12 protein-coding genes are annotated in these 13,151 nt (G+C 68.2%); all 12 read left to right on the top strand.

Annotation, left to right across the window (positions count from 1 at the left end; all coding sequences use genetic code 11):
- The 12 genes from ACE3RX_RS00530 (at position 1) to ACE3RX_RS00475 (ending at position 13,122) form a co-directional block, all read left to right on the top strand.
- Positions 1-831: a TetR/AcrR family transcriptional regulator gene (locus tag ACE3RX_RS00530; protein ID WP_374479192.1), complete on the top strand. Its 831-nt coding sequence runs from the start codon at positions 1-3 to the stop codon at positions 829-831.
- A gap of 251 nt (positions 832-1,082) precedes the next feature.
- Positions 1,083-1,514, top strand: coding sequence for a Zn-ribbon domain-containing OB-fold protein (locus ACE3RX_RS00525; RefSeq protein WP_374479190.1), 432 nt, complete (start codon positions 1,083-1,085; stop codon positions 1,512-1,514).
- A 19-nt stretch (positions 1,515-1,533) separates the two neighbouring features.
- Positions 1,534-2,685, top strand: coding sequence for a thiolase family protein (locus ACE3RX_RS00520; protein WP_374479188.1), 1,152 nt, complete (start codon positions 1,534-1,536; stop codon positions 2,683-2,685).
- Between the two features lie 44 nt (positions 2,686-2,729).
- Positions 2,730-4,127, top strand: coding sequence for an SRPBCC family protein (locus tag ACE3RX_RS00515; RefSeq protein ID WP_374479186.1), 1,398 nt, complete (start codon positions 2,730-2,732; stop codon positions 4,125-4,127).
- Positions 4,124-5,155 (top strand): NADP-dependent oxidoreductase, encoded by a 1,032-nt coding sequence (locus ACE3RX_RS00510; protein ID WP_374479184.1) that lies wholly within the window; start codon positions 4,124-4,126, stop codon positions 5,153-5,155. Before ACE3RX_RS00515 ends, ACE3RX_RS00510 begins: the two co-directional genes overlap by 4 nt.
- Positions 5,152-6,357 (top strand): acyl-CoA dehydrogenase family protein, encoded by a 1,206-nt coding sequence (locus ACE3RX_RS00505; protein WP_374479182.1) that lies wholly within the window; start codon positions 5,152-5,154, stop codon positions 6,355-6,357. Before ACE3RX_RS00510 ends, ACE3RX_RS00505 begins: the two co-directional genes overlap by 4 nt.
- Positions 6,354-7,442 carry an acyl-CoA dehydrogenase family protein gene (locus ACE3RX_RS00500; protein ID WP_374479179.1) on the top strand — a complete coding sequence of 363 codons (1,089 nt, stop codon included), beginning with the start codon at positions 6,354-6,356 and terminating at the stop codon, positions 7,440-7,442. The genes ACE3RX_RS00505 and ACE3RX_RS00500 overlap by 4 nt, the downstream gene beginning before the upstream one ends.
- A gap of 10 nt (positions 7,443-7,452) precedes the next feature.
- Complete coding sequence (locus ACE3RX_RS00495) at positions 7,453-9,099, top strand: AMP-binding protein (protein ID WP_374479177.1); 1,647 nt, start codon at positions 7,453-7,455, stop codon at positions 9,097-9,099.
- 27 nt (positions 9,100-9,126) lie between these two features.
- Complete coding sequence (locus ACE3RX_RS00490; protein ID WP_374479175.1) at positions 9,127-10,089, top strand: 2Fe-2S iron-sulfur cluster-binding protein; 963 nt, start codon at positions 9,127-9,129, stop codon at positions 10,087-10,089.
- Positions 10,090-10,294: 205 nt separating this feature from the next.
- Entirely contained in the window at positions 10,295-11,170 is an 876-nt protein-coding gene (locus ACE3RX_RS00485) for a DMT family transporter (RefSeq protein WP_374479173.1), read from the top strand.
- A 16-nt stretch (positions 11,171-11,186) separates the two neighbouring features.
- A complete protein-coding gene (locus ACE3RX_RS00480) occupies positions 11,187-11,897 on the top strand; it encodes an SDR family NAD(P)-dependent oxidoreductase (RefSeq protein ID WP_374479171.1) in 711 nt (236 codons plus the stop codon).
- 238 nt (positions 11,898-12,135) lie between these two features.
- Positions 12,136-13,122 (top strand): methyl-accepting chemotaxis protein, encoded by a 987-nt coding sequence (locus ACE3RX_RS00475; RefSeq protein ID WP_374479169.1) that lies wholly within the window; start codon positions 12,136-12,138, stop codon positions 13,120-13,122.
- Positions 13,123-13,151 lie beyond the last annotated feature (29 nt).

The raw sequence follows: 13,151 nt of genomic DNA, 5'->3' as shown, positions 1-13,151 counted from the left end.
ATGACTGAAGAAAACAAACCGGAATCTTTGCTGAGCCCCGAGGCTCCGCCGGTACGCAAGATCGTCCGCCCCAAGCGCGACGCCGCCCGCTCCAAGGCCAGCGGCGGTACGTGGCAGGCCGAGAAGAGCCAGGCCACCCGCAACCAGATCCTCGAGGCCACGCTGCAGTGCCTCGTCGAGCTCGGCTACACCCAGACCACCACCGAGAAGATCGCCCAGAAGGCCGGCGTCTCCCGGGGCGCGATGACCCACCACTTCAAGTCCCGCGCCGACGTCTTCGAGGCCGCCGCTGAGTACATCACCGACCTGCGCGCCGCTGAATACGAGGACGCCTGCCGGCGCATCCGCCTGCCGGAAGGTGACCTGGCCACCTACGAGAGCATGCTCGATACCCTCGAGATGCTGCAGAAGTACTACTACGCGCGGCCGTCCTTCATCGCCTTGCAGGAACTTCAGCGCGGCGCCCGTACCGACAAGGACCTCGCCCGGGTCATGCAGCCCCTCGAGAAGGCGCTCGACGACAAGAAGAACGCCAGCATGCTGAAGCGGTTCCCGTTCTGGGCTGACTACCCGCAGACCGGCGAAGTGCTGCGCGACTTGTTCTTCCATTCATTGAAGGGCGTCGCCGTCAATCCGACCCCCTACATGCAGGGCGATCGTCTGCACCGCCTGCACAAGCTGCTCGCCTCGGTGGCGATGATGGAGTTCGAGAAAGCCTACGAGGCCGTGCACGGCACCAAGATCCCGCCGATGCCGGCTGCGGAACCCGAGCCTGCCGCCGCGCCGGCGCCCAAGGCGCGGCGTGCGGCGAAGAAGGTTGTGGCGGACTGAGGAAGTCTGTTTCCAGTAGAAAGACAAAGGGGCCGCGCGGCCCCTTTGTGCCGTCTGGCGCAGGCAGCTGAACCCGTAGGGGCGAATTCATTCGCCCGCGGACTCCCTTCAACCGACTGAGGACGAATGAATTCGCCCCCACGGGGATCGTCCGCACCAAAGAAATCCATTTCCCTGTTGTCCCCATCAATTTCTTTCCTGTACTATAACAAACAGAATTGATTGTTTTATACCAACACGAGGCCGGTCCGATGAAGCTGGATACCCCCAAGAAACTTGCCTGTCCCGAGCTGCTCGACCTGGCCGGCGGGCGCCCGGCCTTGCTGGGCAGCCGCTGTCGCGCCTGCGGCGAGGTGTACTTCCCGGCCAGCCATGGCTGCACGCGCTGCTGTACCACCGACATGGAGTCCTACCGCGTGGGCAGTGAAGGAAAGCTGTGGTCATGGACGATCCAGGGTTTCCAGCCCAAGGCGCCCTACAACGGCGGTGAGTCCGAGGCGGATTTCAAGCCCTACGGCGTCGGCTACGTGGAGATGCCGTCCGGCGTGAAGGTGGAAAGCCGCCTGACCGTCGCTGACCCGGCGCTGCTGGCCATCGGCATGCCGATGATCCTGACCCTGCAGGCCTACCGCCAGGTGCCCGGTGAGGAGCCGGTCTACACCTACGCCTTCGCCCCCGCCTGATTCCCTGGAGATTCCCCGCATGGACAATGAAGTTGCAATCATCGGCGTCGGCCTGCATCCCTTTGGACGCACCGACGCGCTGTCCGGCCAGCAGCAGGGCGCCTACGCGGTGCGCGAGGCCCTGAAGGACGCCGGCATCGAATGGAAGGACGTCGGCGTCGCCTACGGCGGCAGCCAGGACGGCGGCAACGCCGACGCGCTGTCGAACCATCTGGGCCTGACCGGCATCCCCTTCGTGAATGTGGCCAACGGCTGCGCCACCGGCGGCTCGGCGCTGGCCAGCGTGATCGCGGCGATCCAGTCCGGCGTGGCCGAGATCGGCGTTGCGGTGGGCTTCGACAAGCACCCGCGCGGCGCCTTCAACCCCAGGCCGAAGGACTGGGGGCTGGAGGACTGGTACGGCGAAACCGGCCTGATGCTGACCACCCAGTTCTTCGCGCTGAAGACCCAGCGCTACATGCACGAGCACGGCATCGGCGAGGACGCGCTGGTGCGCATCGCCCAGCGGGCCTTCCGCAACGGCGCGCTGACGCCCCACGCGTGGCGCCGCCGCGAGCTGTCCTACGAGGAAATCGCCGGGTCGATGCCGGTGAACCTGCCGCTGCGCAAGTTCATGTTCTGCAACCCGGCGGAAGGCGGCGCGGCGCTGGTGCTGTGCAGCGCCAAGCATGCCCGTAAATACAGCGCCAACCCGGTGATCGTTAAGGCCGCCGTGATGCGTACCCGCCACCACGGCTCCTTCGAGGTCTTCAACCCGGGCCTGGCCGCGCAGCAATCCCCGGCGCCGACGGTGATGGCCTCCCGCGCCGCCTTCGAGCTGGCCGGTGTCGGGCCGCAGGACATCGACGTGATCCAGCTGCAGGACACCGACAGCGGCTCCGAGCTGATCCACATCGCCGAGAACGGCTTCTGCGAACACGGCGAGCAGGCCCACCTGCTGAAGAACGGCGATACCGACATCCACGGCCGCCTGCCCATCAACACCGATGGTGGCTGCCTGGCCAACGGCGAGCCGGTGGGCGCTTCGGGCCTGCGCCAGGTCATCGAAATCTGCACGCAGCTGCGCGGCCAGGCCGGCGCGCGGCAAGTGCCGGGTACGCCCCGGCTCGGCTACACCCACGTCTATGGCGCCCCCGGCGTCAGCGCCGTGACCATCCTGCAGGCCGGCTGAAGCCGGCCGCCCCACACAAAAGAGAAACGGACGGAGACAGAGACATGAACAAGCCCAGCGAAAAATTCGAGATCCTGCCGCAGGAACAGGGCGGCGACCCGGGTGTCTTCCAGCAGCTCCTCAAGCAGGAGACGGTGCCGGTGCCCGACTACCTGGCCCCCCACAACCCGGGCTTCGGCGACGCGGATCTGTCCGTCGATCGCTATGCTTCGGCAGCCTTTCACCGTCTTGAAGCGGAAAAGATGTGGCCGAAGACCTGGCAGTTCGTCGGCCGCGAGGAACAGATCCCGAAGGCCGGCGACCACCTGGTGTACGACATCGTCGACAGCTCCATCATCGTGATGCGCGGTGACGATGGCGTGATCCGCGCCTTCCACAATTCCTGCCTGCACCGCGGCCGCGCGCTGCGCATGAACGGCGGCACCGTCGGCCAGCTCAAGTGCCCCTACCACGGCTTTACGTGGGACCTGAAGGGCAAGCTCGCCAGCATGCCCTGCACCTGGGATTTCAAGCACCTGGAAGGGCGCAACAACGACCTGCCGCCGGTGCGCGTGGACAGCTGGCTCGGCTTCGTCTTCATCAACCTGGATGAGAATGCCCAGCCGCTGAACGACTACCTGGACGCGCTGCCCGAGCACTTCCGCGACTACGCCTTCGAGCGCTCGGTGATCGTCGCCCACGTGCAGCGCCGCGTCGAAGCCAACTGGAAGGTGGCCCAGGAAGCCTTCATGGAGTCCATGCACGCCCGCGTGACCCACCCGCAGCTGCTCACCTTCACCGCTGACTGCGACAGCCAGTACGACATGTACGGCGACAACATCAGCCGCAGCGTCACCCCGATGGCGGTGCCCAGCACCCACACCCGCGGCGTCGTCGAGCCGCTGGTGCTGCACGACATTCTCGAGGAATCCGGCCGCATGGCCGACTCCGACGGCAGCGCCCACACCCTGCCCGAAGGCCAGACCGCCCGCCAGTACATTGGCGAGCTGAACCGGCGCATCTTCGGCGAGGCATCGGGCCGCGACCTGGCTCACGCCACGCTGGCCGAACTGCAGGACGCCATCCTGTACTCGATCTTCCCGAATACCCAGATCTGGTCCGGCTACTGCGGCAACATCGTGTATCGCGTGATCCCCGACGGCAACAACCACGAAAGCTGCATCTTCGACGTGATGCTGCTGTGGCGCCACAAGGAAGGTGAAGTGCCGCCGCCGCCGGCCAAGCTCAACCGCCTGCCGGACGATCAGCCCTTCTCTGCGGCGGCGGAGCTGGGCGCCCTCGGCCCGGTGTTCGACCAGGACATGCGCAACCTCGGCGCGATGACCAAGGGCCTGCGCGCGTCCAAGAAGGGTACGGTCAGTCTGGCCAGCTACCAGGAAAGCCGTATCCGCCACCACCACGAGACCCTCGACAAGTACCTCGGGCTGGGAGGCGGCAAGTGAACGCCCCTCTAGATACCCTCAACGTGCAGTGGCGGCTGGCCAGCCGCCCGACTGGTGAGGTCGGCCGCGAGCACTTCGAGGTGACCCGTGCGCCGATCCCCGAGCCCGGCCCCGGCGAGGTGCGGGTGCGCAACCTGTACCTGCTGATCCCGCCGTCCATGCGCCTGTGGATGAACGAGAAGGAAACCTACTTCCCGCCGCAGCCTCTCGGCGAGGTGATGACCGGCATCACCCTCGGCATCGTCGAGTCGTCCCGTGATCCGTCGCTGGCTCCCGGCGACTACGTGAATGGCCTCGGCGGTTGCCAGGTGTGGTCGGTGGCGCCGGCCGGCCAGCTGCAGAAGGTCCGCCCGCGGCCGGGCGTGCCGCTGGCCGCCTATCGCTCGGTGCTCGACGTACAGGGCCTCACTGCCTACTGCGGCCTCACCGAGATCGGCCGTCCGAAGGCCGGCGAGACCCTGGTGGTCACCGCCGCTGCCGGGAGCGTCGGCTCCCTGGTGTGCCAGATCGGCAAGAAGCTCGGCCTGAAGGTGGTCGGCATCGCCGGCGGCAGCGAGAAGTGTGGCTGGCTGCGCGACGAATGCGGCATCGAGCATGTCATCGACTACAAGTCCGAGGACGTCGCCGCGCGTCTCGACGCGCTGTGCCCGGAAGGCATCGACGTCGTCTACGAGAACGTCGGCGGCCCGGTGATGGACATGCTCATCGAGCGCCTGCGCTTCAAGGGCCGCGTCGTGCTGTGTGGGCTGGTGTCCAGCTACAACGGCGGCGTCACCCAGAACACCGCGTCGCTGATGACGCTGGTGAACAAGGCGGCGCGCATGGAGGGCTTTCTGGTCAGCGAGTACCTGCACCGTTACGACGAGGTGGTCGGCATCCTGCAGGAATGGGTCGCCACCGGCGCGCTGAAGTACCAGATCGAGGTGCTGGACGGCCTGGAGTCGATGGTCGAGGCCATCGGCCGGGTGTTCCACGGTAAGAACCGGGGTGTCCAGCTGGTCAAGATTTCCGACGAGGAGGCACGATGAGCCCGGCTCCGCTTTCCGAACTGAGGGCGCGGGCCGACAGCCTGCGCCAGGCGGTGCGCGATTTCCACGCTACCGTGATGCCCGCCGACCTGCGCGACAAGTCCCACCGCCACCAGGTGCTGTCGAAGGACGACTACGTGCGCTGGATGCACCTGCTCGACCAGCAGGGCTGGTCGGTGGCCCATTGGCCGGCGGAATACGGTGGCAAGGGCTGGTCGCCCCTCGAGCGCTTTGCCTTCGAGGACGAGCTGGCGCGCCTCGGTTGCCCGTGGGTGATCCCCTTCGGCGTGAAGTACGTCGGCCCGGTGATCTACGCCTTCGGCAGCGAGGCCCAGAAGCAGCGCTTCCTGCCCGGCATCAAGACCACCGAGGAGTTCTGGGCCCAGGGCTATTCGGAACCGGGTGCCGGCTCCGACCTGGCCGGCCTGCGCACCACCGCTATCCGCAACGGCGATCACTACGTGGTGAACGGCCAGAAGGTATGGACCACCTACGCCCAGTGGGCCGACTGGCTGTTCTGCCTGGTTCGCACCGACAAGGACGACAAACCGCAGAGCGGCATCTCCTTCCTGCTCATCGACATGAAGAGCCCCGGCGTGAAGGTCGTGCCGATCCGCACCATGGACGGCTACGCCCACGTCAATGAGGTGTGGCTGGAGGACGTCAAGGTGCCGGCCGAGAACCTGATCGGCGAGGAGGGCAAGGGCTGGACCTACGCCAAGTTCCTGCTCAAGAACGAGCGCACCGCTGGCGCCATTGTCGGCTGGGCCTGGCATGTGCTGGACCGCTTCAAGCGTCATGCCCGCGAGACTGTTGTGAATGGCCTGCCGCTGATCGAACAGCCGCTGTTGCGCAACCGCCTCGGCGAGTTCGAGCTGCGCTTCCTGGCCCTCGAACTGGCCGCCTATCAGGCCGTTGAGGCCATGTGCGACGGCAGCGAGAACGGCAGCGAAGCCTCGCTCATCAAGATCCGCGGCACCGAGCTGTACCAGGAAGTCATGGAAACCCTGGTGGAAGCCCTCGGCGCCGCCGGTGTGGCCTTCGATGTGGAGGCCCTGCACAGCGCCGGCCTGCCGCCGCTGGGGCCGGACGACGCCGGCGGCATCCTCAAGGACCATTTCTATAACCGCGCTGCGACCATCTTCGGCGGCTCGTCGGAGATCCAGCGCAACATCGTTGCCAAGGTGGTGCTGGGGCTATGAGTACCGATCTCGAAACCATTGGGATGTTGCGCGACAGCGCCGCCCGTTACGCCGACGACAACTATGGCTTCCACCAGCGCTGGAGCGTGCTGGCGCGCCCTGAGGGTTACAGCCCGCAGGCGTGGAGCGACTTCGCCGAGTTCGGCTTCCTGGCCCTGCGCCTGCCCGAGGACGACGGCGGGCTGGACGGCGACGCGGTGGCGGTCGGCGCGATCATGGAGATCGTCGGCGCCCGCCTGCTGATGGAGCCCGTGCTGGCCAGCGCAGTGGTGGCCAGCGGCCTGTTGCTCAAGCTCGGCAGCGCCAGTCAGAAGGCGGTGCTGCTGCCGCGCCTCGCTGACGGCTCGCTGATCCTGGCCTTCGCCGACGAGGACGAAGCGGGTAACGCCTGCGTCTTCGATGGCAGCCGCCTGATCGGCGGCAAGCCGGGCGTTCTGCACGGCGACGTGGCCGGTGAGTTGCTGGTGGCGGCCCGCGATACCGCCGGCGCGCCGGTGGTGCTGCGCGTTGCTGCCGACGCGGCTGGCGTGAGCCGGCGTAGCTACCGGCTGGTGGATGGGCGCGGTGCAGCGGGCTTCAGCTTCGACGGCGCGCCGGCCGAGCTGTTGCTGCCGGAATCTGGCCTGTCCGCCGCGGCGGCGCTGGCCGAGACTCGCGACGAGGCGGCGGTGGCTCTGTGCGCCGAGAGCCTCGGCATCGTGCGCAAGCTGGTGGAGATCACCAACGACTACCTGAAGGTGCGCAAGCAGTTCGGCCGCGTCATCGGCAGCAACCAGGCCCTGCAGCACCGCATGGTGGACTGCCTGCTGCTGCAGGAGGAGATCCGCGCGCTGACGTCCGCCGCCCAGCAGGCGCTGGCTGGTCCGGCGCTGGAGCGCACGCGCATCGTCAGCGGCGCGCGGGCCTACATCGTCCATGCGGCCCGCAAGGTGTGCAACGAGGCGGTGCAGATGCACGGCGGCCTGGGCGTCACCGATGAGCTGGACGTCAGCCACTATTTCCGTCGCCTGATGGTCAATGCGGCGCTGTTCGGCAACCGGGACGCGCATTTCACGCGCTTCACCGACGCCGCGCTGGCCCGCTGAGGAGGACACGATGCGCAAGGACGTGAGCGGCTGGCAGGTTCGCCTCGACGAGGCCCTGATCCAACGTTACAGCGCCAGCGGCGACTGGCCCAACAAGACCCTGGCCGACTTCGCCTATGAACTGGCCGGGCGCGACCCGCAGCGGGTCACCCACGTGTTCGGCGAGCAGCGCTGCACGGTCAGCGAACTGCTCGCCGAGGCCGAGGCGCTGGCCGCCGCGCTGCAGGCCCGTGGCCTGGTGGCCGGCGACGTGGTCAGCTTCCAGCTGCCCAACTGGCGAGAGGCGGTAGTCATCGACTTGGCGACGACGATGCTGGGCCTCGTCGTGGCGCCCATCGTGCCGATCTACCGGGACGCCGAGGTGGCCTTCATGCTCGCCGACGCGGGCGTCAAGGCGGCCTTCTTCCCGGTGGAGTACCGTGGCTTCGACTACGCCGCGATGATGGAACGCCTGGCTCCGCAGTTGCCGGGCCTGGCGCACCGTTTCCCGGTGCGCGGCGGCGGCGCTGACAGCTACGATGCGCTGGTCAGCGCCGGACTGCTGCTGGGCCAGCGGCCTCAGGTGGACGCCAACGCAGTCAAGATGATCCTGTACACCTCCGGCACCACCGGCCGCCCGAAGGGCGTGCTACACACCCACAACACCGGGCCGCTGCGCCTCAAGCGGGCCTTTGAGAGCTGGTCACGGGGCTCGGAGGTTCCGGGGCTCGCCAACGTGTTGCTTATGGCCTCGCCGGTGACCCACGTGACCGGCCAGAGCGGCATGGAGCTGCCTTTCTGCAGCGACAGCCGGACGGTCTTCATGGAGCGCTGGAGTGCCGCCGAGGCCCTCGACCTGATCGATGCCGAGAAGGTCACCGCCAGCGTCGGCGCGACGCCCTTCCTGCACGAGCTGTTGACCGCCGCCGAGCAGGCCGGGCGGCGCCTGCCCAGCCTGCAGGTGTTCGCCTGCGGCGGCGCCGAGGTGCCGCCGGCGCTGATCTGCAAGGCTTACGAGGTGCTCGAGCAGTGCCGTGCGTTCCGCGTCTATGGTTCCAGCGAGGTGCCGCTGACCACGCTGGGCTTCGCCGGCGTCGGCGAGATGGACATGGCCGCTACCACCGATGGGCAGATCGCCGACTACGAGGTGCGCGTGCTGGACGACGAGGGGCATCCGCTGTCGATCGGCCAGGAAGGTGAGATCTGTGTGCGCGGCCCGGCGATGTTCCTCGGCTATGGCGATCCGGAAGCCACCGCGGCGAGCTTCGATGCCGATGGCTTCTTTGCCACCGGCGATCTGGGCCGCCTGACGCCGGAAGGGGCGATCGTCATCACCGGCCGTAAGAAGGACCTGATCAACCGCGGCGGCGAGAAGGTCAGCGCCAAGGAGGTGGAGGACATCCTGCACCGAATGCCGGGCATCAAAGAGGCTGCGGTGGTGTCCATGCCCCACGCCCGGCTTGGCGAGACCCTGTGCGCCTATGTGATTCCCCAGGCTGGCAGCGAGCAGCTCGACCTCGACGCGGTGCTGGGCTTCGTGTCCGCCAGCGGCGTGGCCCGGCAGAAATACCCGGAGTGCCTGATGGTGGTGGACGACTTCCCGCGCACCGCCTCGGGCAAGATACGCAAGGACCGACTGCGCGCCGACATCCGCGAGCGCCTGCAGGCTCAGGCCTGAACGACATAAGACAGGAGAAAAAAGAAAATGGAGACAACCCAGCTTTCCGTGCGCATCGCCCGCAAGGCCGTCGAGGCCACCGACATCGTGTCGCTGGAGCTCGCCCCGCTCGAAGGGGCGGCTTTGCCGCCCTTCAGCGCCGGCTCGCACATCGACGTGGAAGTGAAACCGGGCCTGGTGCGCCAGTATTCCCTGTGCAATGACCCTACCGAATCCCACCGCTACCTGATCGGCGTGCTGCGCGATCCGGTTTCCCGCGGCGGCTCGGTGGCCGTCCATGAGCTGCTGCAGGAAGGGCAGGTGGTCCGCATCAGCGCGCCGCGCAATCACTTTGCGCTGGTGCCGGCCAAGCGTTCTATCCTGTTTGCCGGCGGCATCGGCGTGACGCCCATCCTGTGCATGGCCGAGCGCCTGGCCCAGAGTGGGGCGGACTTCGAGATGCACTACTGCGCCCGTTCCTCCGACCGGGCGGCCTTCGTCGAGCGCATCCGCCGCTCGCCCTTCGCCGACAAGGTGCATTTCCACTACGACGACGGCGACGCCGCGCAGAAGCTTGATCTTGGCGCGGTGCTGGAGGCCGCCGGCGCGGAGGCCCACCTGTACGTGTGCGGGCCGTCCGGCTTCATCGACTTCATCACCAAGGGCGCGGCGGCCCGCCAGTGGAGCGCCGAGCGGGTGCACTTCGAGTACTTCGCCGGCCAGAAGGTGGATACCTCGGCGGACGGCAGTTTCGAGGTCAAGCTGGCGAGCAGCGGCAAGTGCGTCAGCGTGCCGCCCACCAAGACCGTCGTCACGGCGCTGCGCGAGGCCGGGGTGAATGTCGAGGTGTCCTGCGAGCAGGGCGTCTGCGGCACCTGCCTGACCCGCGTGCTCGAAGGCGAGGTGGACCACCGGGACAACTACCTCACCGACGAGGAAAAGGCCGCCAACGACCAGTTCCTGCCGTGCTGCTCGAGGGCCAAGGGCAAGCTGCTGGTGCTGGACCTGTAGGCGCTCCGGTTGCCGGTCGCGGGCGAATGAATTCGCCCCTACGTGACCCGACTCCGTTGTTCGTGTAGTGGGTGAGTGAATAGGCCTCCGTGGCAGGGGGCTTGCGGGCCACGGCCCGGCGCCCGTTGTTCCTGTGGGGGCGAATTCATTCGCCCGCGGAGTTTGAATCACCGACTGCCGGCGAGCTTTATCGCCCCCGATGCCTATGTCCGTCCCCCTCGCCTACATCTCGGTCGTCATCCTGTGGTCCACCACGCCGCTGGCCATCAACTGGAGCCTGCCCGGTGGCGGCTTCGCGTTCGCGCTGTTCGCCCGCATGGTGGTGGGGCTGGCCTGTGCGCTGGGGGTGCTGGCGGCGACCGGCGCCGGCTTTCCGCTGCGCCGCGGCGTGTGGCCGGCCTACCTGATCGGCGGCACGAGCCTGTTCGGCACGATGCTGTGCGTCTATTGGGGCGCCCAGTTCGTCCATTCGGGGCTGATCTCGGTGCTGTTCGGCCTGTCGCCGCTGGTCACCAGCGTGCTCGCCGCCGTGTGGCTCGGCGAGCGGGCGCTGACGCCGCGCCGGGTGGCCGGCATGGCGCTGGCTGCGGCGGGCCTGGCGGTGGTCTTCGGCCACGGCACGGACCTCGGCGGGGCCCATGCGCCGGCCGGGCTGGCGGCGATCCTGCTGGCGGTGCTGCTCAATGCCGCTGGCCTGGTGGGCGTCAAGCGCTTCGGCGCGGCGACGCCGCCGATGGCGCTGACCGCTGGCGTGATGCTGGTGTCCCTGCCGCTGTTCGGCCTGGCCTGGCTGGCGGACGGGGCTGCGTGGCCGGCCGAGCTGCCGCTGCGCAGCGTGCTGGCCATCGGCTACCTGGGGGTGTTTGGCTCGGTGGTGGGTTTTGCCCTGTACTACTACCTGATGAAGCACCTGGAAGCCGCCGCACTGGCGCTGACCCTGGTGGTGACGCCGCTGTTCGCGCTGTTCCTCGGTCGCCTGTTCAACGGCGAGGCGCTGCCGGCCCAGGCCTGGGCCGGCGCCGCGGCGATCAGCCTGGGCTTGCTGCTGCACCAGCGCGGTGCCGCGCCCACTGCAACCTAGTTCGGGAGACCCTCTCATGAATATCGATGTGTGGCCGGTGGCCGTCGTGACCGGCGTCGGGCCAGGCACCGGGGCTGCCACGGTGCGACGTTTCGTCGCCGGTGGCTACCGGGTGGCGATGCTGGCCCGCGACGCCGGACGCCTCGCCGAGCTGGAGGCGGAATTGCCGGAAGCGCGAGCCTATCCCTGCGACGTCACCGACACGGCGGCGGTGGACGCGGTGCTGGCGCGCATCCGCGCCGAACTGGGGGTGCCCTCCGTGCTGGTGCACAACGCGGTGGCCGGTGCCCGTGGGCGCTTCATGGACATCGACCCGGCGGTGCTGGAACGGGGGTTCCAGGTGAACGTGATGGCCTTGCTGCACCTGGCCCGCGCATTGACGCCGGACATGGTCGCCGCCGGTCGCGGCGCCATCGTCGTCACCGGCAACACCGCCGCGCTGCGCGGCCGTGCGCTGTTCGCCGGGCTGGCGCCGACCAAGGCTGCCCAGCGCATGCTGTGCGAGGCGATGGCCCGCGACCTGGGGCCGCAGGGCGTGCACGTGGCCTATGTGGTCATCGACGCGGTGATCGACGTGCCATGGACCCGCCGCGCATTCGGCGACCGCCCCGACAGCTTCTTCATGCAGCCCGCCGCCATCGCCGACGAGATCTGGCATCTGGCCCACCAGGCGCGCAGCGCCTGGAGCTTCCTGCACGAGCTGCGGCCGTACGGCGAGATCTGGTGAGCCGGGGCGGGGGCAATCCGCACGCGCGGTCTGTGGGGGGGCTGTCTGGGAGGCTGCTTGTGGGGGCGAATTCATTCGCCCGCGAAGGTCAAGCTACGCGCGGAGGGCGAATGAATTCGCCCCCACAGTTTGCTGAGCCTTACCGCTCCACAGCCACCGCCCCTGCAGGGCCGGCGCCGGACTCCCGATACGAATATCAACAAGGAACGCGATGTTCCACCCGGAGGAGAAGCGAGAGATGTTCCTTTCTGCACGCAGGACTTTGAACAGGCTGGACCACGCGCTGGAGGCGGCGCTAAGGGATGGGGTGAGCAGTTGGCTGGGGGGCGCCGACGCGGCGCTGCCGGAGGCCACGCAGCACCGGCTGCAGACGCTGGCGGAGAAGATCCGCGCCGGCGAACGGGCATTGGAGCTGCAGATCGCGGCGCTGACCGCCCGTGTTGCGGAGCTGGAGCGTAGCGGGGCGTTGCTCGACGCCGAGCGTGATGAACTGGCGGGCAAACTGGAAGTGGCCCGCGGTGCCGCCGACGGTGAGGGCGCGAGCCGCATCGAGCTGGAGGAGCGTCTGGCTGGGCTGGAGGACGAACTGGCCGACGCCCGCCTGGCCGGCACCGCACTGACCGAAGGGACGTGGACGGTACGCATTGTGGACGGTGACCCGGCCCATCCGGCCAACCGGGTGCGCTATTCGGACCAGATGCGGCGCCTGCTGGACTACACCGGTACGGCGGATTTTCCCGACGAGATGGACGCGTGGACGGCGGTGATCCACCCGGAAGACCTGTCCTGGGTCGGCGCGGCGCTGCACCGCCACCTGTGCGATCACACGGGCAAAACGCCCTTCGTCGCCGAATACCGCATCCGCAAGAAGGGCGGCGACTACGGCTGGTTCCGCGGCCGCGCCTGTACCGAGCGCGACGCGCAGGGGCGGCCGGTGCGCTGCGTGGGCTCCTTCCGTGACATCTCCGCCGAGAAGGCCGCCGAAGCGCTGCAGAAGGAGCAGCGTGAGCGCATGGCCCACAGCATGCGGCAGATCCTCGACGTGTCGGCGGTGATCGCCGACATCTCCAAGCGCACCAATCTGCTGGCCCTCAACGCTAGCATCGAGGCGGCCCGCGCCGGCGAGGCCGGGCGGGGCTTCGCGGTGGTGGCGGAGGAGGTCGGCAAGCTGGCGATGCAGACTTCCAAGGCCACCGAGGAGATCGTGCGGATGGCCGAGGAGTAAGCCCGTTGCGCCCCGTGCGGCCGGTGGCA

The sequence above is a fragment of the Zoogloea sp. genome (assembly GCF_041914405.1).
Classification (GTDB): Bacteria; Pseudomonadota; Gammaproteobacteria; order Burkholderiales; family Rhodocyclaceae; genus Zoogloea.
Note: the sequence above shows the minus strand (reverse complement) of the source record. Positions and strands in the feature narration are given on the sequence as shown.